Origin of the sequence: Paenibacillus spongiae (assembly GCF_024734895.1) — a bacterium.
Lineage (GTDB): Bacteria > Bacillota > Bacilli > Paenibacillales > Paenibacillaceae > Paenibacillus_Z > Paenibacillus_Z spongiae.
The window spans coordinates 2,926,343-2,949,245 of record NZ_CP091430.1 but is presented as its reverse complement, the minus strand read 5'-3'; the positions used below and the strand labels follow the sequence as shown (position 1 = coordinate 2,949,245).

General features: G+C 46.7%; 18 protein-coding genes. 3 read left to right on the top strand and 15 right to left on the bottom strand.

The genetic code is table 11. The features are described from left to right. Positions 1-21 precede the first annotated feature (21 nt). Entirely contained in the window at positions 22-273 is a 252-nt protein-coding gene (locus L1F29_RS13665) for a YolD-like family protein (protein WP_258388850.1), read from the bottom strand. 179 nt (positions 274-452) lie between these two features. After that, positions 453-1,508: an LCP family protein gene (locus L1F29_RS13660; protein ID WP_258388849.1), complete on the bottom strand. Its 1,056-nt coding sequence runs from the start codon at positions 1,506-1,508 to the stop codon at positions 453-455. Positions 1,509-1,724: 216 nt separating this feature from the next. Between L1F29_RS13660 and L1F29_RS13655 the strand changes: the two genes are divergently transcribed. After that, the gene (locus L1F29_RS13655; protein WP_258388848.1) at positions 1,725-2,903 is read left to right on the top strand and encodes an AI-2E family transporter; all 1,179 of its coding nucleotides are present in this window, start codon (positions 1,725-1,727) and stop codon (positions 2,901-2,903) included. Positions 2,904-3,228: 325 nt separating this feature from the next. Here the strand turns inward: L1F29_RS13655 and L1F29_RS13650 are convergent, their stop codons facing one another. The 8 genes from L1F29_RS13650 to L1F29_RS13615 form a co-directional block, all read right to left on the bottom strand. Then, a complete protein-coding gene (locus L1F29_RS13650) occupies positions 3,229-4,011 on the bottom strand; it encodes a formate/nitrite transporter family protein (RefSeq protein ID WP_258388847.1) in 783 nt (260 codons plus the stop codon). A gap of 51 nt (positions 4,012-4,062) precedes the next feature. Continuing rightward, positions 4,063-4,407 (bottom strand): nitrite reductase (NAD(P)H) small subunit, encoded by a 345-nt coding sequence (locus tag L1F29_RS13645; protein ID WP_258388846.1) that lies wholly within the window; start codon positions 4,405-4,407, stop codon positions 4,063-4,065. 35 nt (positions 4,408-4,442) lie between these two features. Next, positions 4,443-6,878, bottom strand: a complete 2,436-nt coding sequence (gene nirB / locus L1F29_RS13640; protein ID WP_258388845.1) for a nitrite reductase large subunit NirB — start codon at positions 6,876-6,878, stop codon at positions 4,443-4,445. 924 nt (positions 6,879-7,802) lie between these two features. Beyond that, entirely contained in the window at positions 7,803-9,254 is a 1,452-nt protein-coding gene (locus L1F29_RS13635) for a glycosyl hydrolase family 28-related protein (protein ID WP_309252396.1), read from the bottom strand. Positions 9,255-9,941: 687 nt separating this feature from the next. After that, positions 9,942-10,850, bottom strand: a complete 909-nt coding sequence (locus L1F29_RS13630; protein ID WP_258388844.1) for a beta-L-arabinofuranosidase domain-containing protein — start codon at positions 10,848-10,850, stop codon at positions 9,942-9,944. 192 nt (positions 10,851-11,042) lie between these two features. Beyond that, positions 11,043-12,602 carry a glycoside hydrolase family 32 protein gene (locus L1F29_RS13625; protein ID WP_258388843.1) on the bottom strand — a complete coding sequence of 520 codons (1,560 nt, stop codon included), beginning with the start codon at positions 12,600-12,602 and terminating at the stop codon, positions 11,043-11,045. Between the two features lie 51 nt (positions 12,603-12,653). Next, positions 12,654-15,887, bottom strand: a complete 3,234-nt coding sequence (locus L1F29_RS13620) for a hypothetical protein (RefSeq protein ID WP_258388842.1) — start codon at positions 15,885-15,887, stop codon at positions 12,654-12,656. Between the two features lie 207 nt (positions 15,888-16,094). Then, on the bottom strand, positions 16,095-16,280 hold the full coding sequence (locus L1F29_RS13615; protein WP_258388841.1) for a hypothetical protein: 186 nt from the start codon (positions 16,278-16,280) through the stop codon (positions 16,095-16,097). Between the two features lie 493 nt (positions 16,281-16,773). Between L1F29_RS13615 and L1F29_RS13610 the strand changes: the two genes are divergently transcribed. Further along, a complete protein-coding gene (locus L1F29_RS13610; protein ID WP_258388840.1) occupies positions 16,774-17,790 on the top strand; it encodes a LacI family DNA-binding transcriptional regulator in 1,017 nt (338 codons plus the stop codon). Positions 17,791-17,810: 20 nt separating this feature from the next. After that, positions 17,811-18,797 (top strand): LacI family DNA-binding transcriptional regulator, encoded by a 987-nt coding sequence (locus L1F29_RS13605; protein WP_258388839.1) that lies wholly within the window; start codon positions 17,811-17,813, stop codon positions 18,795-18,797. 121 nt (positions 18,798-18,918) lie between these two features. Here the strand turns inward: L1F29_RS13605 and L1F29_RS34385 are convergent, their stop codons facing one another. The 5 genes from L1F29_RS34385 to L1F29_RS13585 form a co-directional block, all read right to left on the bottom strand. Beyond that, a complete protein-coding gene (locus L1F29_RS34385) occupies positions 18,919-19,116 on the bottom strand; it encodes a GH32 C-terminal domain-containing protein (protein ID WP_373876505.1) in 198 nt (65 codons plus the stop codon). 837 nt (positions 19,117-19,953) lie between these two features. Continuing rightward, positions 19,954-20,280: an AzlD domain-containing protein gene (locus L1F29_RS13600; RefSeq protein WP_258388838.1), complete on the bottom strand. Its 327-nt coding sequence runs from the start codon at positions 20,278-20,280 to the stop codon at positions 19,954-19,956. Then, positions 20,271-21,005 (bottom strand): AzlC family ABC transporter permease, encoded by a 735-nt coding sequence (locus tag L1F29_RS13595; RefSeq protein WP_258388837.1) that lies wholly within the window; start codon positions 21,003-21,005, stop codon positions 20,271-20,273. Before L1F29_RS13595 ends, L1F29_RS13600 begins: the two co-directional genes overlap by 10 nt. Before the next feature lie 300 nt (positions 21,006-21,305). Further along, positions 21,306-21,509 (bottom strand): GNAT family N-acetyltransferase, encoded by a 204-nt coding sequence (locus L1F29_RS13590; protein ID WP_258388836.1) that lies wholly within the window; start codon positions 21,507-21,509, stop codon positions 21,306-21,308. Positions 21,510-21,781: 272 nt separating this feature from the next. Further along, the gene (locus tag L1F29_RS13585; protein WP_258388835.1) at positions 21,782-22,897 is read right to left on the bottom strand and encodes an aminotransferase class V-fold PLP-dependent enzyme; all 1,116 of its coding nucleotides are present in this window, start codon (positions 22,895-22,897) and stop codon (positions 21,782-21,784) included. Positions 22,898-22,903 lie beyond the last annotated feature (6 nt).

Genomic DNA, 22,903 nt, shown 5'->3' with positions numbered 1-22,903 from the left:
CTAGATCTATGATTGCATTCTCTAATCTCTCGGATAGTCCACCCGCATGATATCCATGAAAGGGACCTTCGTCGTCACTCCGTTCCATTCAATATGTACCCGGCCCGTACGAGGATCCATCAGCACGATCTGACCGCGCACGGGCTCCTCTTTTCCCCATACCGTCAGAACGATTTCTGAATTCTCCAGCTTTGCCTCGTTCAATTGATTGCCGATTTCCTCAAGCACGAATTCATCCCGCGTCGGCCTCTTTGGTACCTTTGCCTTAGCCATATTTCATTCCTCCCCAATAATGCCCATTCAATCATGCGTAAAATAGACGCCTCCGCACTTCTTGCCCGTCCGACTCATAACTTGCGATGGTTGTGCTAGCATACCATGTTTACATACCTGTATGCCATATGTGGAATAAGAAAGCCGCTGAGAGCTTCACCCTCGCGGCAATCATTGTCCTATTCTTCCGTTGTCTCAACCGTTCCGATCCGATCGCTGACTTCGCTTGATTCCGAGACGATACCCGCTTCCGTTCTCAGCTTGGTCAGCGCATCTTTGAACTGCTGCTCATTCACATACATATAAGGACTATCCCACACGCTTTCCACCTGCTGGAAGGTGATCTGATTGGGCTTCATATCCTTGTAGTTCATAATCCAATCTTTAAGTTCCGCTTCCGGGATGTCCGTCTTCATATTCTGGCCTACAATATCCAGCACCTTCCCCCACTGGGCAGCGCCCTCGAACGAGGCAAGCTTATCGAGCAATTGCTGGAGCACCTGCTGCTGTCTGACATTGCGGTCCGAATCGGAGGATTCGCCGGTACCCTGATTGGACTTGCGGTAACGGACGAAATCCAATACCTGCTTCCCGTCCAGATGCTGATATCCCTTCTTCAAATCGATGTTCGTGCCGTCCGCGCGGTCGATGTATTTCATATCCATATCGACGTCGATATCAAGTCCGCCGACCGTATCCACGATTTGACGAACGCCGTCGAAATCGACGGTGACCATATGCGTAATCGGAATGTCCAACAGCTCCGAGAACATCTGCTTCGTGTTGGCCAGCGCGGTCGTCTTGTCTTCAATCGAATAATGCGCGTAATAGTAATTCGCCTTATGGGCTCTGCCTTCCTCGGATTCAATCCTTAGGTCCCGAGGGATGGATAACAGGCTTGCCGAATGAGCGGCCGGATTATAGCTGGCTACCATCAGGACATCGGAATTCATGGTGCCTCCGCTGCCTTCGCGGCTATCTACCCCGGCTAACAGAAAGGTCATCGGCTTCAACTCATCGGCCTTGTCCGCTTCCTCCTGATTCGCGGTATTATCTTCTTGCCCGTCTTGTGTCGGCTGTGGATCTGCGGCGATATTGCGTATGGCATTGTCTGCTTTCTGATATAAATACCCGGCATAGGCACCAACTCCGATTAAGGTAGATCCCAGCACCACGAGTACGACGATCATGATTCTGCGGACAATGATTTGTTTTCTGGATCGTGTGACGGACATAAGCTCCTCCATAATAATCAATGTAGGGAATACCTATCCATTTTAAGGGTATAGTCAACCGTTGAATAGTTAATTTTTTCTTAGAATTTGTCGAATTCGCGTCATCTGTGAATGAATATCCATCCTACGCGGCACACTCCAATTCCAGATCATGATTGAAGGATTACCATTCTGGAAAAAATGGCTACTATTAATTCTCAACGGGGGAATGCCATCATGAACAATGTGCGCGCCTGGTCAGACCGATTCAAAATTCTGTTTCTTAATAACCGATTTGTCTTGTTTCTGCTCATCTTGTTTCTAATCGCCATTAATATATTCGTGTTAAGCAAGATTTCATTCGTGTTCAAGCCGTTCATCGTCCTGTTCAAGACGGTCCTCCTCCCGCTGCTGTTAACCGGAGTGGTCTACTACTTGTTGAAGCCCGTGGTCGATCTTCTGGAACGGAACAGAATAAAGCGAGTTTACGCCATCATTGCCCTGTATCTGTTCATTATCGGCGTTCTGGCTCTGCTGATTATTGCCGTCATTCCGCTTATTCGGGTCCAGTTGACGAGTCTGGTGGAGAACATTCCAACCTATACCCGCGAGATTGAAGAGAAGTTCCGAAGCTTGATCGGCAGCACGTTCTTCAATGATGCCCAAGCGGCGCTCGGCCTGGAGAATATGGATTTGATGAGCAGCATCGGCGAGAAGGCCTCCTCATTATTCAAGAATGCCTGGCAGCGGGTCGGAGGTGTGCTGGGCGCAGTTACGGAAACGATTCTGGCCATCGTCACCGTCCCCTTCGTCCTCTTCTACTTATTGAAAGACGGCAGGAAGCTGCCGGCGTTTATTCTATCTTACGTCCCAACGTCCCTGCGCCAGGAAACAGGACGGATTCTGGAAGAAACCAATCATCAAATCAGCTCCTATATTCGCGGTCAGGTCCTGGTAAGCTTCTGTATCGGCGCGCTGCTCTATATTGGATACCGCATCATCGGTCTGGAGTATTCGCTCGTTCTCGCTATCGCAGCAGCCTGTACGGCTGTCGTTCCTTATCTCGGGCCTGCAATTGCCATTACGCCTGCGCTCATCGTCGCCACCGTCACCTCTCCGGCGATGCTGCTGAAGATGATCGCGATCTGGACGATCGTGCAGCTGATCGAAGGTAAATTCATCTCGCCGCAAATCATGGGCAAGACGCTGCATATCCACCCGGTTACGATTATTTTCGTTATCTTGACGGCCGGCAATTTATTCGGCATTGTCGGCATTTTATTAGCCGTCCCAGGCTATGCTGTATTGAAGGTCGTCATGTCCCACGGCTTCCAATGGTTCAAAGTGCGCTCGCGGCTCTATCACGAGCGCAGCGGCGGCACGGCATGGACAGCTCCTGTTCAGGACACGGAATAGTCCGCTCGCCGTTAGCTTCGTATGGTGTATCTGGCGGGTCAGAGGCTGTAACGGTCAATAACGGGGTTATAGTCTGCGCTCGTTGTGATGAGCTCGGCTGTAACGCCCTTTTTGGGACTTACAGTGCCAGATTGAAATAGACGCACAGTAACTCCGCAGCGCTCGCGTTACATTCCGATAAATACTGGGCTTTTCCCCCATATCCCAAAGCCACTCAATGTCAGCAGCATCGCGCACGCAAGAGCTTCATCAGAAACAGTAAAGCCCGCGTTCCTGTTGAACGTGGGCTTATTAGAGCAACTACAAAAGCTGCAGGTAAGTTCACTCATGGCTTGCTTCGCACAGGAGAGATGAACCAATATACGAACCCGACAAAGATTCCTCCGCCGACGATATTCCCGAGCGTGACAGGTATCATGTTGCTCAACCAGCCGGCCAGCGTAATCGATTCTGGATGCTGCGGGAGCATGTAAGCGAGACTGAGCAGCGTCATATTCGCAACGCTATGCTCGAAGCCGCTGGCGATAAAGGCGTACAGGCACCACCAGATGAGCACGAGTTTGGCGATATCTTCCTTCGCCCTCCCGGCCGTCCATAGAGCCAGGCAAACGAGCCAGTTGCACAAAATGCCGCGGAAAAACGCCTCTCCGAAAGACAGCTCCATTTTTTTGGCGGCAGCGGTGAAGAGCAAATGCTCCGGCCCAGCCCCTTTGAACAGGCCAGCGCCAACGATAAGCAGACAGAGCAATAAGGCGCCGGCCAAGTTGCCAAGAAATACGATGCTCCAGTTTTTCAACGTATCGCTCACCGTCGTTTTGCCGGCCAGCGTGCTAGCCGTAAGATACATATTATTTCCCGTAAACAGCTCCGAGCCTGCGAAGACGACAAGCGTAAGCGCCAGGCCGAAGGACATGCCCATGACCATGGTCTGGAATGCCGAATTCGCAGCCGCAAGCGGCGCCCCTACGGAGTAGATCAAGATGATGCCAAACCCTACGTAGGCCCCGGCAAGCATTGCCGACACCGCATAGCGCGCAACGTTTTTGTTCATTTTCTCTTTCTTTTTTACAGCGGTTTCTATGATCGCTTCTACACTTGGTGTAAACATATGGTCATCCTCCCCGGTCTCTCTTCGATGCTGATCGATTGAACGATTGATTCAAGTTGATGCCGGATGGACGTCAGGCGCCGCGATGTAAACCTGATCTCCCTCTACCTTAACCGGGAACGAAAGAACCTGCCCCTGATCAGGCAGCTGAACGAGCCCTGTCCTCAAATCGATTTTCCAATCATGAAGCGGCTCATACAGGAAGCACCCCGATACCATCCCCTCTGCGAGCGGCCCGCCTTTGGGATGCGGACTGCGATTTTCCAGCGCGAATACCTCCCCTGCCGAAGTTCGAAAAACGGCGATTTCCCATCCGTTCCAGTTCACGGTGCGCCCGATCTGCGGCAGAAACTGCTCAAGCGCTCCGATCGGATCAAATACTTTCCGCTCCTTCATACATCCGTACCCCTTCCTATTCGTGATAATGCAGTTCATTTACTGGCAGTAGGCTCATGACTTTGGAACAGCGCCGTACATGTATCCGTGTCGTTCAACATTTTTTTCCATGGATCTTCAACCTGCTGGAGCGCAAACTCGATCCGCTCCACCAACGCTCTGCGGTTGTCCATATCTTCAACAACTGCCTTGCGGATCGCTTCCACCCCCATGCGCTCCACCCAATCCGATGTCCGTTCCAGATAGATTCCCGTCTCTCGGTAATATTGCATGATTGCCGAGCACAGATCGATCAGCTCCTGATCCGTCTTCACTTTACACAGCAGATCAGCCAGGCGCGCCGTAATCCCGCCGTTGCCGCCGATGAACAGCTCCCAGCCCCCATCATTGCCGACGATGCCAATATCCTTGGTGCATGCTTCGGCGCAGTTTCGCGGGCAGCCGTTGACCGCGAACTTGAATTTGGCCGGCAAATCCAAGCGTTCAAACTTGCGTTCCAGCAATGCGCCCATGCTCATCGAATCCTGGGTGCCAAAGCGGCAATAGGTCGATCCGACGCAGGTTTTGACAGTCCGGAGCGATTTGGCGTAAGCATAGCCTGATGGCATATCCAGCTCTTCCCATACTTTGGGAACATCCTCTTTCTTCACGCCCATAAGTCCGATCCGCTGTCCGCCCGTCACTTTAACGCACTTCACATCGTATTTCAGCGACACGTCTGCGAGCTTCTTCAGGTCTTCCGGAGTTGTGACGCCGCCATACATCCTTGGAACGACGGTATACGTGCCGTCCTTCTGAATATTAGCGCTCAATCGTTCATTGACGAAACGCGATTCTTTCTCATCTTCATAGGTGTCCGGATAGATCATGGTCAAATAGTAGTTCAGCGCGGGGCGGCACTTGGAGCAGCCCTCCGGATGGCTCCAGTCCAGTACGCTCATGACTTCTTTGGTCGTGGTTAGCCCTTTGCTCTTGATCTCCGCGACAATCTCGTCGCGGCCGAGCGTTGTGCAGGCGCATATGCCTTGCTTCTTGGAGGTCATGAAGCCATCGCCAAGGACGTATTGCAGGATTTGCTCCACAACGGGCTTGCAGCCGCCGCAGGAACGCGTTGCGCCCGTACAGGCTTTGATTTCCTCCACCGTGGATATTCCTTTATCGGCAATCGCATCCACGATGGCTCTCTTGGTCACTCCGTTACAGCCGCACACAATTTCATCGTCAGCCATGGCTTCCACCGAAGCCGGGTTTTTGGCTCCGCCGCTGCAGCAGCCTGTACCCATCAGCGAGTCATATATTTCGTCGGTCATCGCCGTTTTTTCCTTAATGAGCTTCTGCAGACGGGCGGAATCCGTGATGTCCCCGAAGAGCACCGCGCCTGCTATCACATTTTGCTTCAGCAATATTTTTTTGTAGGTTTGCTTCCATTCATCTTTGTGCACGATAACGGCATGCTCCGGTCCTTCGATAAATTCACCTGTCGAAAAAACGTCAACGCCCGATATTTTTAGCTTCGTCGATACGACGGAGCCTTCATAAGGAGCTGTTTCGACACCGCATAGATGCTTGGCAAGCACCATCCCCTGCTCAAAGAGCGGAGCAACAAGTCCATAGCAGACGCCGCGGTGTTCATTGCATTCACCGACCGAATAAACGCCCGACATTGATGTTTGCAAGTAGTCGTTTACTAAGATTCCGCGATTCGTTATGATCCCGCTCGCTTGCGCCACGGCCACATTCGGCTTGATGCCTACGGCCATGACGACGAACTCGGCTTCCAGCACCGTACCGTCCGAGAACCGAAGACCGGCGACGCGTTCGTCTCCGAGCAGTTCTACCGTTTGGACCCCCATTGCAAACTGAATGCCCTGACGCTCCAGCTCGGCTTTCAGCATCAACGCGGCCTGATGATCAAGCTGTCGCTCCATCAAGTCTTCCATCAGATGGACCACCGTTACGTTCATGCCGAGATGAACCAGACCTTTGGCCGCCTCCAGTCCCAGCAGCCCGCCGCCGATAACGGCCGCTTTCTTGTAAGTCTTGGCCGCCTCCACCATTTGCGTGCAATCAGAAATATCCCTAAAGCCGACAATGCCTTGCTTGTCGCAGCCGGGTATTGGCAGCATAAACGGTGTCGACCCTGTTGCAATAATGACTTTATCGTAATGGACGCGTATCCCGCTTTCCGTCACAACCTCATGACTTGCTTCGTCGATATGCGATACCGTCGTCCCGGTATGAAGCGTTATGCCGTTCTCTTTGTACCAGTCCCATCCGTTCAACACAATATCGTCAATCGTTTTGCTTTCATCCAGGACGTAAGAGAGCATAATGCGATTGTAGTTGGGATGCGGTTCGCTGCCGAATACGGTAATATCAAAACGCGACGTCAATTTCAATATTTGTTCTACCGTACTGATGCCAGCCATTCCGTTGCCGATGATGACAAGCTTTTCTTTACTAGGGGTCATAGCAGGAGCCTCCTCGAAAATCTCTGATTTGCTGGTCTATAGAGAAAGTATAGAGGCATTCGGTCAAAAGTTTAGTGACCAAGCTCACAACAAGCATAATTTTTCACAAAGTTCTACAATTACGCGACAAGCTGCTTCCAAAATTGAGATGGCCTGCACCCTGTATCCGCCATTTCTCCAGGAACGAAAAAAGAACCCTTCTATGAGAGGAATCTCTACGCAACGGTAGAAACACTCGTAAAGAGGGGATCTGTATAAGTTGAACCAATTATTTGACAATGCATGCTGCACAGGCAGAGGTTCTTACGATCATTACACTGTTACCGGTTTTCCTTGAATGGAACTGGAAGATTGAAACCCGGGAACAGAGGCGGCCCGTCCATGAATGATCTTTCTTCATGCAACAGCTGCTTTCAATCGATTCGCTCCCTTAGGCTGGTTTTAACAAGAGATGCTGTTCCATTTGCCTTGTATTTGATCAATGAAGATTCGGAGGGTGTTGTACAACGTACAACAATTTCTACATTATTCAGCGCCAGAGGCCGTTTTGTTGTACGTTATACAACAATATGGAAATGAAATCATGAGTTAGCCGCTATGCAGAGGGAGTTATTGTAGAATGTGCAACAATATCCGTATCATCAAGGCTTTTGCCCGCCCATTGTTGTATAACATACATGATTACAATGCCATAACCATATCCGATCAGGGGAGCGCCTGCTACGCCAACCGTTACCCGTCACCCGTCTGCCGATGCGATAGGGAAACGCCCGCACCGCCGCTTTATGGCTAACCGATGAGTGTAAACACGAACCCCCTGTAGCGACGATTTTAATCTGACGGATCGCGAATGTACGACTTCGTTCGCCGCACACACTGGTAATTGGACAGTCCATATGATCGCGTGAAGTATTATGTTCTATGCTACGTTGTTAAATTATTGGCAACGACCTTATTCGACGATCCGCCGTCCGATATTTGAGCGGTCGGGTTGCCTCTGACGAGATTTCCTGTGAGGATGTAGTGGTTAACCCCGGTATGGATTCGAATCCCTTGGCCCAGGGTGGAATTGCCGTTCAATGAAATCGTATTATTCGAAATATTGGCTCCCTGCACCGTTGAATCGGTCAGTATAATCCCGTGTCCGCCGCTTGCTCCCCTGCCATTATTATGGAAGCTGCTTCCTGTGATGGTCCATTTGCCTCCCTTGGAATATACACCCGATCCGAATGCGTTGAAGACGCGGCAGCCGCTCATCATAATATCGTTCAAGCCTGCCGAGGTGTTCTCATAGTGAAGATTGTTCCCGTTCGGGTACCCGCCGGAGGCTGTTGTGCCGCTGGAAGCAAGCCACGTATTGTTAAAATGCAGCAGCGCAACACCGTTCGATTTGACATGAACGCCATGCTTCCCGGCACTGTCAATGAAGCATTCATTGAAAAATATTTCGCGGTTGAGTACGCCTGACAGCGTCGTATCGATCAAGGCATTCGTCTCGCAAAGGATGACATCTGTCGATTCAATGACAATTCCGCCGCAGCTCCCGCCAAAATACAGGCCGACACTGCCGGCCGTTACATTGGTATTGATTCGCGAGCCGTTCGTAATCCACAGATTAGCCCCCCAGGTTTGATCGGTTTTTCCGTTTGCGGTGATCCCGCTGTGAGAGCAAAATACTTGCACATTGGAAACGAGACAATTATCGAAGTATCGGAAGTAGAATCCGTCATATAGATTAAAGCCGGTCATCCCCGGATCGTCCGCCTTAACGCCTTCGATCACGCTGCGCTGCGCATGCTCGCCGAATATAGCTGCACCCGAGGTTTTCTTCACATTAGAGGTGATGGTAAAATCCTTGAAGAAGTTGTTAATCGTCCCTGTATTGGTTGACGTCCCTCCGAAATAGATAATATTGCCCGCTGCAAAAGTACATTGAATAACACTTGACCCGCCGACGCCTGCCAAGCCGACATTGTGTCCAGTAATAGTCAAGGTGCCGCTGACCGCATACGTTCCTTTCGGCAGGAAGACGACTCCCCCACCCGCGCTTTGCGCCGCATTGATGGCAGATTGTATCGCGGCTCTGTCATCTGTCATTCCGTTGCCGGCAGCACCATAGTCCATAACGTCGTAATACGAATTGACGCTCGTTGCAGCTGCGGCGGTCTTCGGCCAACCCGCCGAGCCCGCGGCGTACATCCCGATCCCCGCGATGCCCGCGGTTCCCATTGTTTTCAACAGCTGTCTTCTGCTGATCCTGCCATCCCCGTCGTTCGTTGCCCCGTTATCCACTGACTTATGATGGTGTCTATGCTCCAGCCCTTGCCCTTGTCCTTGCTTCTGTCGCTGTCCCTCCGGTCCGCGTTGATCCTCCATCGTCCATCATCTCCCAGTCATTAGTCGATTCCGTATGCTGGCGTTCGTCATCCGATTGTTCGCGTTAATAACGTATGGAATGTATCAGTCAATTCATATTTATCCGTCGATTCATTTATGACCCGACCCGTTAAGAAATACAGGAATAGCGAGATTTCCTACCTACAATTCCCCTGAAGTACGAATCATACATTTGGCCATACCTTTGCTATGTTATTGAAGCCATCGAGCATGTCCATACCGTTGAGACGAGCCCTCGCAGTCGCGTGAGTACGGGACTATAGAGATGCAGCTTCCGCAAGCTTCAAGAGCCTAGTCTTCTCCCTGCCAAGCGGTGGTTCGAAGCAAAAAAGCGATGCATCGCTTCATGCACCACTTCGTTTAAGCCGTATGTATGAAACAGGCTCTTTTCGTAAGGCTATGTTAAATCTTAATGTTGATTTTCAACCAATAGAAAACCGCCTTCTGAAAAAGGCGGTTAATTGAACTATCGTTCCTACGTCAGTTGAATAAAGTCATTGATAAGAGTGGCCTTGTTTAGATACGCGTTAGGTGAACCGTTATATACTAGCGGCAACTTCGAATTAGCGGCAAAGGACTTCGGAGACAAGACTACAAAAAGAGCCTCCGAAATTTGGAGGCTCTTGCTCTTTTTCTTAGTTTCAATCATTCTCTTGTCCATCTCTTCTATGGATTCGGTCTTAAAATGGCTTCGGAACGCAAAGGAGGAAATGAAAGTCCTTCATAGATGTAGTTATCCTCCTTAGAGCTGGTGATTCGCTTCACTTTACCATCCCGACTGAACGTCAGGCTGCGAATTCCTTTTGCGGCCGCATCCCGGTGGATCGCTTCCCCTGACCGCAAATAATACAAAGCAGGATCTTTGATACCCATCGCAACATTGACCATGTGATTGCGGTGATCGAACTGGGTCTGATAACGCCAGAATGGAAAATCCGTGAACAAACCGGTCCAGTCCAAAGTTTGCCGATGGATTAAATCCGTCAATTCCAACAAAAATTCATCACCTGTACGATTATAAAGCCATTGAACGCAGAGGATATTTTCCCCTCCGCGGGATTCTCCCCAACTGGTAAGCGGTCGCTCCGATAGATATGCAAACTGGTAGATGAAGTACCTGGTCAAGAAGGGTATAACTCGCTCATCACCGGTTGCTTCCTGATATTGGATTAGCACCTTTAGCATGACCATCCGGGGCCACCAATCCTTGTTGCTCTCGGGACCGAACCATCCGTCCTCCCGTTGACTGTTCAGAGTCCATTCAACCCACGGCTGCACTTTTTCAATCAAAGCCTGATCTCCCAGCAGATACGCCAGAGGAAGCAATCCGTCCAGATAATACGGTCCGCGTTCCCAATTCTCTCCTGTGCCTCCCAGCCAGCCGCTGTTCGGTCCGACATCCTCCCAATGATCATGAAGTTTTCCGGTTAGTCCCTGTGCTTGGATTTCCAGCTGGTCGCGCAGCCAACCTGCAGGTTGAATCGCACCGAGCGGGAGCTCATTAAAAGGCGTCTTCTTCAGAGGGGCGCGGTTTTGAATATTAATCTTTGTACCAGCAATTAAAATTCCTCCCAATCAATATCAATCAGCATATTAAAATGAGGTCTAACCTTTAAGAAAGCAGCTCATTTCGAATCATGGGCGCCCTTTCTTTAGCAAAAACAAATTCTGAGCCGTTAGAAAAAACGGCAATTGGCAAGGGAGCAAGCTGTTCCACATAAGTATATAGAACAGCCGGAGCGGCCGACCCTTGTCAAGTTACTATGTTTAATAAGGATTTGAAGGCATCATTTCCCAAACTTGAATTGTATCGAATGCTGCATCGCCGCCTTCACTAAAGAGGTAAACACCTGTACTTTCCAGCCTAACCGGGTAAACTCGTCTCGTTATGGCCTGACGATCATTTGCAAATACTTCGATTACTGATTTATCAATAAAAATAGTTAATTCGAGTTTTTCAAACGCATTCAATTTAAATGGGGCCGCTTCACTGACCATTCTCCCCATAACTCCACTTTTTGTTGAATCAAACACAAGTTGGTTTGATTCTGTATCATAGTAGAGCAACGTTTCTTCTTCTTCATCCGCAGAAGCTCGTACTTTCAATCCCATTTTCTTGGCTGATCCAGGCGTTATTACAAGCTTTATTTCAGAAGATTCACCATTTATCCCAGAAAGTTCCACCCTATCCCCATCATTGATTCTCATGGAAGAAAACCTTTTTTCATTGTATCTCAGCGTTTTAAGTTCATCGACGGGTGCCATCCGAAGGGTGTTATCTTCTCCTAACCATAATGTTCTTGGCAAACCAAATACACCAGACCATCCGTTTTGCAATTCATCAGCTGGATTATCTAGTAGCCATGCCCACATGATCTGTCGACCTTTATCATCGATCAATGCTTCTGGAGCAAAGAAAGTATTATCCACCCATGACATACGTCCATGCGTTTCAAGTAAAAGTTCATCTTCCGTATATGAGCCAATATAATATTGGCAGCCTTTATTATGTGATATAAAGAGCTGCAGGTGTTTTCCACTTTCACTCCCTCCTTGTCTAGAGACGGGAAGCGGAAGGAAACTTGGACACATATCATCTTCACTTTCATCCGTCCATTTATTCGACATATCTCTTTGATAGAATCTATCTACATAATCCCACTTTTTTAAATCCTTTGATTGGAATAGATCGACCCAATCTCCTTTCATTTTAGGAGAAGAAGTCTCGTCTCTACCGTATTTATTCAATACACAAAGATTTCCTGTCTGCATATAATAAACGCCATCTTTTTTCCAAATATTACTCGGATCCGCACAGCCTAAATACAGCTTTTCCCCTTTACTATCAACAGTTTCGTGTATGCCATCCTCATTGCACTGTAATACAGGAGAATCGAACTTTTCCCATTTTTCATAATGCCTGTCTGAACTCTTGGCAATACATATACCTGAACCGCTCATACCTTCATCTTTAACAGGCAGCCCCCAATAGGTGAGATATACCGTATTATCATCATCCACAAAAGCGCCTCCACTAAAGCAGCCTCCATCCCCTCCGCCTGGGATTATTGCATCAGGATGATGTCGCCAGTGTATCAGATCAAGACTCGATATATGCCCCCAACGAAATCCGTCGCTCCTGTTGTCATAGAGATACATAAGATGATATCTTCCATTTGCATAAAAAGCACCGTTTGGATCGCCAGGTAAACCCAGATCTTCAGGTATGGCGAAGTGATAAGATGGACGATACCGATCATTAAGCAGCTTCATTCTAAATTCTCTTGTTGTCTGAATGGAATCTGACATATTACCAATATTTACCATATTTATCTCTCCCTCAAATTACAATCTCCGAAAATGTCCAATCCGATGAAATCATGTTAATAGCCAATTGTGTTTTACCTTCCGCGATTCACTTATTCCACCGTGTTTGTCAACAACCCATATAAAAGCTTCTTTACAATCTAGAATGATAGAAACCCTGGTATGTATAGTTAATTGCAGACTCCAAATTTCTGTTTCTCGATTAAAAGTCATTCGATGGTCTTTGTAGACTCCTCCCCCAACCATAGTAGATACATATACCCCTTCTACATTAGAGAATGGGATATTTACTGTGGCATAGTAGCAATAATCACTATTCTCGCTTAAGTACTCCGGCGTTATCCATGCGCTAACAACTTGAATCGACCGATGATTTGTCATCGCCATGTCAGCGTTCGAATTAGTAGCTATCACTGGCCTTGTATAGATTACCCCATCATCAACTTGGATCGAATGGTCTATGCTAATCTCCTCAATGACTGGTGAAGGCGGGTATTCCAAGTAAGGACCTAGAAATTGATTCTCTTCAAGCTGGCTCAGAATCAACTCCAGTTTATTTTCTTCACCCCAGATGACCCTTTCGGTTATATCTACATAATAGATGACTTTATTGTTCACAAAGCCTATTGCATTCTTGCCCCCTGTTGTATAACATTCGACCTTAATGGGTTTATCATTTATCTGCAGGCCGACCTCTTGCACCGCTTCCCCATCCGTGAAAGGAATAACTAAAATCAGCTTATTTGGAAAAGCCCAGGCGAATGAATCAGGAAAGCCCGAATCAATCCATTTTTCCACCAAATGTTCGGCTTCATTCTGATTCTTCAACTCCCCTTGCTCTAATAACACTTGGATCGCTGGGTCTGCGTAAAAGGAATGGCAAATTTGCAAGTGTTCCATACTTTGATGATTAGGGAATTCAAACCGCACTCCATCCGGTAGACACCATTGATCCAACTCTCTCGCTAGGCGTTGGCCCTCAAATCGAATAGGAAGATGTAAATAGTCGCCTATTTCCAGAAAGAATGCTTTGTTATCGTTTACGCTTACTTCTAAAGGAACACTTCCGGGCAAAACGCTAAGCTTTGTTTGACTTCCCGCTATGCCTTTCACGCCTGAAATCGCCATTGTCCCATTATTTAATCTAATTTCTCCTGAAACATTAAATAGTAGAGGCAATTCCAAATCGTCCAAAATGATCAACTCATATAGCACTACCTCAAACGAAGGAACGGTGATTGTAATTGAGTCCCCTAGTGAATAAATCCCTTTATCTGCATTGTCATCGTAAAAATAAACATTTGAGGCCGGATATAGCTCCTTCAAAACATATTGCCCAGTTCCTTTAAATCCGATTGCTTCATCTAATACAATCTTAGTTGTCGTTCTTCTTGGCGCTGGGTTACAAAGAAATATAAATCCATGATCTCCCTTTATTCTCGCATATCCATCAATTCCGCCTATCTCCACTTGTTGACCGAAAGCGATCTGGTAAGGAACGTAAGAATAATGATCCCGTGCCCATTTCAACCATTTATGATAGAAGGACTTGAAATCCTGACCATAAACATTGTCAAAATCATGGGGTAGTATACAGGCTGTCACACTTCCCGCTACAGCAATCCCGGACATTAATCCATATTTCCAGCCAAAGTGATCCCACACCTTCGTTAATTCAGGATCATCTAAACAAACCTGAGTAATTCGATGTACAAGTGCGTGATTCGTTTCTGTCGGAAGGAAGCGAAAATTCTCATTCCACCAGCTTTGAAATCTTATCCCATCAGCATTCATCCGTTCTGAGGACAGTTCAGGATAAACAGTTGCTAAATAGGCCACTTGCTGCTCCCAGTAAGCTTCATGCTGGTCCGTTCCTTTCAATCCCCACAATCCGTATTCTTTAACTCCATAGAATCCTTGGATAAAGAGATCCGGATGTTTGCTTTTTAACTCGGCAATCAGTGCCATTGCATTGCGCCATCCTTTATAAGCCCCATTACCGGGGATGTGGCCATGCTTATCGGAATAACAAAAGAAGCCGTTTCCGGGTCCAGGATCCCAACTCCAATTGGATAAATCATATTGGGCAATTGTATTGTCCTGCACTTGACTGAACCATGTCGCATATGCATCAGAAGCCATACAATTTTCTTTGGATTGCTTCCCTTCTATATCAATCTTTTTCCATTCTGGATATTGTTCAGAATAGGTCGTTACCGAACTGTTGCAAAAGGCTGCGTTATTAGCAGCAACTCCCATATAGAAGCCAAATTTGAGCCCCTTATCTCTTGTGTAATTCATGATTCGTTCAGCCGCCGAATCCTTCGGGGCAAGCTCGAAAAAGCTCTCCGGGCTTGCAGTTGGCAATTTCGCTTGCGCGAGGGGCGTAAAAATAATCATGTCACCGCCAAGCTCTTTAAACTGATCAATGACCTTGTAGTATAAATTTTCCTGCTCTTCATTGACAGGCAATTGCGGAAGAGGAAACCAATAGCAATATAAAATAAACAAGAATTGCTCGCTCTTAACTTCCAAAAAGTCTGAGGCAAAATGCCGCATCGCCTTGATTTCATTTAGATCTATCGGAATATGTCCTGAAGGATTGCGAAATCGCGGATAACATTTCTTCTTGTTTTCAGAAGCATTGGCGAAATCATGATTCATAATATAGTCGAAACTTCGCCGGTAAACCCCAATAAATTGCGGCTCACTACAATAGGCCTCATTCTCTGCTAAAACTAATGATGGTTCAAAGGAAAAAATATGGGTATCCTCGTCTATGTTCACTTCGAAGAAAGGATTTTCTATACCAGAGAACACCCCCCCTTTTTCCCATCTTAAAAATTGAACCGTCGGTGCATTCCAAAAGGTATCGTATTTGATCGATTCCTGCGGGCCCTGCTCAAACGTCGTCCGGCCTAACTCAACCCCAAACAGGTGTAGACCAGCATGCAGGTTTTTAAGGGAAAGATTTCTCTCCACATATTGCGAATGTATTCCAAGTTTATAGACTAAGGTCAATTCAAATAAAGGGGGATAGGTAAAAATAAATGAAGCCTCACCCGATGAGTATTGTGTATCTATGAGGATGCCGTTACTATTAGTGAACATTCCATGATCTGTCTTAATGATAAATTGATCATCCACAATCGAATAAATCTCCGTTGAAAGGCGGTTTTCAATAAATTGAAGACATCCTGATCTTGATAATGCTATAGAAATAAACGCGTTCTCCAATGTAATGATGGAATCCTTGGGAATATGGTCAGCTATGTTGTCAGTCAATCAGAATCCTCCTCTTTAATCTTTTATTCCAGTCAAACTGATTCCTTCAACAAAATACTTTTAACCTATTGCGAAAATAACAATAACCGGAAGGATCATCACTGTTGAAGCGGACATAATCAAATTCCAATCCGAGCTATACCCTTATTGTAAAACAGACTTACCACTTCGTTGCAAGCACTGTTTCCAGCGAATGAACCATTAATATTAAAAGCTATTTGGTCCAACTTTTTTTCTATTTTTCCATCCTTGTAAAGAGGAGTTAAATCCATCAATTTTCCCGTTCTCTACCCATGGCGGCATATCTTGCTCGATAAAATAACCTACATCTGGCAATTGGTTGGATGTTGCAAGCGTATTCAGCTTTATCGTGTAATTTTCCGGAATATGCATCGGTTCAACAGTGCCTCGGTAGGTGCTGGTTCATTGTCTGGAGCAGTGGTTTTTTGTGCGTTATCACTGTTCGATGCCGATTCCCCCCCATTACTGCTGCAAGCGGATACAATCAACAATACAGTCAACGCCAACAATACCCACACTTTTTTGAGTTGAAAATGTTTTAAAAAAAGACCTCCAGTAAATGATTTTTAATTACATATGACAAAGACAACGTTATCATTATTATTTCAATATTAAATCTGCTTAGTTCCAATGAATTAAGCAAATTTCATCGAACTAAGAGACTAAATTCATGAATTAATATGAATGACGTTGTCACATGACTTTATTATATTAAAGTCATTTGGATTGTCAACGGTTTTTTAGACTCTCAACAAGCAGTACTTCATCAACTTAACCTTCACAGCCTTAAACACTTGTATATGCTATAAGCTCCCTGCTATAATTATTCTGATTACGTTATCACATTTTCTGCAGGAGGTAATTAATGGTCACCAGCCTGGATGTAGCAAAAATGGCCAATGTTTCTGTCTCCTCCGTATCACGCACTTTTCAAGGCAAGGGATACATCAGCAATGATACGAAGCTTAAAGTGTTGGAGGCCGCTCATAAACTAGGCTATACCCCAAATCTGTTAGCCAGAAGTTTACGAAATAATAGAAGCAAAACGATTGGTTTGATCATATCTAACATAGATAACACATTCTATTCAGATATCGCCAAATACATTGAAATGGAATTAAGAAAATTAGACTACCGACTTATTGTTACTTATAGTGACAGAAGCTTAGAGCAGGAACGCAATTGTTTGGAATTACTTTCATCTTCAAGAGTGGATGGAATTATTCTAATTCCCGTTAAACCACAAAAATCAAAATCGAATTTAAAATATATCGATGCATTGATTCGCCAAAACATTATAATTCTGCAAGCTTTCCACCGACAGTATGAGGCTTTGGATTCTGTCATTATCGATGACTATAACGGATCCTATTTGGCAACAAACTATTTGATAAATAATGGACATGTCAATATTATTAGCGTTCAAGGAGAAGGAAATGTCATCAAATTGGACGGATATACGCAAGCTTTTACAGATAACGGGTTACAAGTCGGGAAAAATAATATTTTGACGATTCCTTCCCACGCTGATGCAATAGACATTATTTCCCGCACATTTGTCGAAAATCGTCCCACTGCAGTTATCGCCAATGATAATCGAATTACTCTGGACGTACTGAAGGTTTGTAAATCACTGAATCTAAAAATTCCCGATCAGATAAGCATCATTGCCCATGATGATAGCGCATGGCTGAATCAAATGGGGCTCTCCTCCATTCAAAAACCAAAAGAAACGATAGGACGCGCAATCTGCAACAATTTATTGAATCGCATAAACGCTGTCACAGCTTCAACCGATCCTATAACACTTAAGATGGAAACCAGTCTAATTATGCGTCGATCTATTAAAAATTTACATTTCCCAAAACCTGACATATCGTAAAGATTATTGAGGTGAATGATATGATTACAAGTCGCGATGTAGCAAAATTTGCCAATGTTTCCGTTTCCACAGTTTCCCGCGCTTTTCGCGAAGATGTTTATATCAGTAAAGAAAAAAAGAACAAAGTTCTCGCAGCTGCCTCTAAACTTGGCTACACTCCCAACCATATGGCAAAAAGCTTAAAAAGCAATAAGAGCCATACAATTGGCATCATTATTACTGATATTGAGAATAGCTTCTACATTCAAATCACGAAATTTGTTGAGAACGAGATAAAAAAAGCAGGTTATCGCTTGCTCATAACTTTTAGCAATGAAGATCCTGAACGAGAACTGGAATGTCTCAAACTGCTCTCGGCATCCAGAGTGGACGGAATTATATTCACGCCGTCATCGCGCACAAATAAAGATTTTATCGACAAATTAAGGGACCAGAATATTCTCATTATCCAGACCTATAGAAACTTGTTTGATTATTTGGATTCCATTGTTAATGATGATGAATATGGCGCTTATATGGCAACCAAACATCTAATTGATCACGGCCATACCCAGATCATCATGACGGATCAACCCAACGGAGTAAAAATTAATGGCTATCAAAGAGCCCTGTTAGAAAGCAACCTCCCATTTGATCCCAATAATATAATTATTCTGCCAGTAGGGTTTGAATTTCAAGATAATTTATCAAAAGCCATAAAAACTAGAAATCCCAGTGCAATCATCTCGGGAAATAACGTGATTTCTTCATACATCCTGAAAATATGCGAAAACTTGAATCGAAACGTACCTAAAGATTTAAGTATCATAATGTATGATGACAATGAATGGATTTCTTTAAACGACATTACAGTAGTAAGTCATTCGATCGAAAGACTAAGTCAACATATTACTTCGACACTTTTTAAAAAATTGAATACAGATAAGCAAGAGCATCAACTTTCCACCATAAAGCTCGAACCCGTATTAATTGCAAGAAACTCTGTCAAAAATATATATCGACAATAATAACAACAAAAGACGAACTTAAAGGGCATCCAATGGGTGCACTTCGTTGTTTGGGACAGAGGTTCAGCGCGGCAAACTGGCTGTATCCATTCCTATCTTCAGGAATGCAATATTCTTCTTATCAATAACGATTTGAAGGCATCATTTCCCAAGTTTTAATCATATCCAATGCAGCATCGCCGCCTTCACAGAAGAGGTAGACACCTGTGCTATCCAATCGTTTCGGGTAAACCCGCCTTGCGATGGCCTGACGGTCATTTGCAAATAATTCAATAACGCATTTATCAATATAAATCGTTAATTCGAGTTTCGAGCTCATTCAATTTAAAAGGTGCCGCTTCTCTTACTTTCCTGCCGTTCTGCTTCTTCATTGGCCGAGGTACGCACCTACAAACCTGCTTTCAGAGAAAATTATAATTTCTTGTGAAGGTATATACTCAATTAACGGGGGCGTTTCTGATCCTTGCGATTGGAGGAACCGATGTCCTGATCTTTGAGTCTGACCATATCGTACCTCGTTTATTTTTTTACCAATTAATTAGTACAAAAAGGCCTTTCTGTCAAACTTATTTTTCCCGTCAAACGAAAAAGGCCGCCCCGGGCCTATTACTCCCCCGAGAGACGACCCACGTCATCCACCTGCTTTTTACTGAGCGCCCAGACCCCCATCGATGACAAATTCTGACGTATAGCTCGAATCGTTCGAAGTGAGAACAGGACGAGATTCGATCCTCCTCCGATTGCCCGGTTTTACCAGGAAGCATTACCATCAAACGTCGTTTGATAGCGCCTTGCTCTTAAGCTTTGTGGATAGTCGTTTGCGGGAACGTGCTAATTGGGGGGGCCTGCCTGGACAAACATTTGATGAATTTGTTGCAATGTGGGAGCGGTATACCCGAATATATACCACCCGTAGGCGATTCAGCAAAGCAATCAGGTGAACGTTTGTAATAGCGAGCTGGTTCCCGAATGTTCGATAACAACACTAGTTTATCGAAACGGAAAGTATAAAATGGTAGACTTTGCATCAGTTGAACATTTGAAATCAATCGGTTAACTGGAACGATACGAATAACATAATAAAACCCGCCATTGATTGGTGGGTTTTATTATGAAAAACGCATTTATTTGAAGCAACAATACGATCGAAAAGAGCCTAAAAAAAGAGACGCAGCAGCATCATGCTCACGATGCCCGTTATGACGGTCATCAACAGACTTCGTGTCTTGACGGCAACTAGCAGCGTCGGCAGGGCGGCAAAGAGCTTCAAATTGCTTGCCAGAGAAGCAATGTCCCCGTTATGCGTAAACAACTCCTGTCCGACTAGGGCAGCCATGACCGAGATCGGAACGTATTTGAGCCAGCGCAGCCCCCAATCCGGCAGTTCGATTCGGCTGAGCGCCATCAGCGGCAGAACCCTTGGTATAAAAGTTACGATCGCCGTTCCGAATATAATAACGAGAATATCCCATCTTACTTCCATTTATCCATCACCATTCCTATCGTTGCCGCGATTACAGTTGCCGCTATGACGGCCATACTGCCCGACAATAACATGCCCACGCCAACGACGATTACGACAGCCGATATCGCTACCACGATATCGAGCCGGAGATTGTTCCGGCTTGCCATCGCGAGTGCAAGCAGACCGATAAACATCGCAGGCAGGGCAAAGTCCAAGCCGTATTTCTCCGGATTGGTCAGCCATTGACCGAAGAAGGCACCGGCCATATTAGCCGCGAACCAATTCAAATAGGCGGTTAGGTTCAAGCCATGCATCCACTTCTCGCTGATCCGTTTCTTGTTCGCCGTTTCGTTGATGGCAACGCCAAATGTCTCATCGGTAAGCAGCGAGCCGATTAACATATTTTTAAGCGGGCTGAGATGGCGGAAATACGGCGATAAGGCCGCACTCAGCAGCAAATGCCGCAAATTCACGAATAACACCGTCGTTATGATCGCCATACTTGAACTGCTTGCCGCAAGCATGCCCGATACGATAAACTGAGCCGACCCCGCATATAACAATAAGCTGATCAAGGCAATTTCGATCACGTTTAGTCCCGCTGTTTTCTCCACGACGCCCGCGGCGAATCCTATGCTGAGATAACCAAGCAATGTTGGGACGCAATCCTTTACCCCTTGCCAAAAACCTTCTTCCGAATCCTGTATTCCCGTTGATTCCTGCTGCACATTCTCCCGATTCATCTGTATCGCTCCTAATACTGTACAAGCTGTCCGAAGACCTCCATCCCGATCCCCGTTCTCCATGTGATCTCATTACGATAAGTTCTAATGAACGGATTGTCAAACGTTACGGTAATCGTAGAGCGACATTGCGATTACGATAAACTCGATGATCTATTCGGATTACTGTCGATATGGATCGGGGCCCGTTTTACGCCAGATACTGAAGACTATGATCCAGGAAAGTTACACGAGAAATCCGTAAAGGAGCTATTGTGTATGACCATATTCCTCGTATTCGCTTTTCAACAAACCGTATATTTACTCATCGTAATGCTGCCCGTTGGTATAGATCATATTCCGTATACGGCCTTCCTGCTTGAATCCGAGGCGCTCGTGCAATTGTATGGAGCTCCGCCCCCATAGCAGCTTGCCGCTCCGTCCATGACTTCGTTCCCGCTTCGGATCGTGGAAAATATAAAGCATCGGACGATCTAGCTCCCTCAGAATCCTGATCGTTCTCATGGAATTTCACCCAATCCTCGGCGATTATGGCCCGTCTTGCATTCCCATATCTTCATTGCGCTCCACAGCGCCAATATTCTGGATCAGGGCACGAACAATATGATCGGACAAAATCTGCACTAAAGGATTGGAAAGCGTCGCTGCAAACAGAGCAAAGAGTCAGGCGGGATAACGCCTGACTCTCGATAACTGCAGCTCATTCAGCTGTCCGTTATTCGATAAACGGTATGGTCAAGCCGGCGCAACTAGGATGATCGTTGCTGATTAAGCTGTTACCCAAGCGCCTTGAACCGCTCAATGATGAGCGGAATCTCCTCATCCTTCACATGGAGCGGATTTAAGAAGAATTGATCCGTTCCGTCTCTGGCCAAGCCGATCAGAACGGCCGGATCGCCGTCTTTCATAAGCCGCATAATAGTCTCGGCCGTGCGGCTCGCCCCGCGCATATCGAACATCGCGTATGCGTAATCCTGTCCTGTCGGTCCGGGGTATTCGCGAACACCCTTGTAACCGAGAGAGGCGAGCTCGCGGCAGAACGTCTCCACCACCCGCTCATGACGGCATCGCAAAGCTTCATGATCCTGCATCAGATAGCGCTCAATCGCCGCCAATAAACCTGCCATCTCTTCTCTGCCTACTTTCATCGGCCGCCCTACGGTATCAGACGCAGGTCCGGCCTGCATCCGGCACATCCGGACAAGCTCCCTGCGCCCGACGATCAGCCCGGACGATTGCGGCCCTTGAAGCGTCTTCCCGCCGGAGAATATAACGAGGTCAGCGCCCTGCTGCGTGTAATTCCACAGATTGTCGACAGGCGGCAGCTGTGCCGCTGCGTCCACGATTACCGGAATACCGTGAAGCCTGCCGATACGGATCACCTCGGCTAACGGCAGCGCTCCGCGGATGAAGGCGCTCGTATCGAAATAGAGGATGCATGCGGTGCGCGGACCGATCGCTTCTTCCAGGTCGCAGACGGATGTACCCGCATCGCCCCCGACTTCCGCGAACGTAACGCCCAGCTGCGCCACCGCCCGATCGAAGCCGTTCCGCTGGCAGCGATGTAGGATGACTTCATTGCGCAGACCATTCAGACGGGGAAAAGCCCGGCGCTTCACCGGATCGTCGCCGGCGATGCATGCCGCGACAGCAATAGCCAGTCCGGCCGCCGCTCCGCTCGTCACCATTGCCGCTTCGTTGCGGGTTAGCGCCGCAATTCGTTCGCCGATCCGGTCATGCAGGTCGTCCAGCTCCACGAAATGCTCGGCAGCCTGCCTCATCGCCTCGATAATTTCCGGCGGCATGCGCGATCCGCCAATGGTCGTATAGGAATCAGCCGCATTAATGAACGGATGGACCCCCAGCCGGCTGTAAATATGGTTCTGATCCACCTGAAA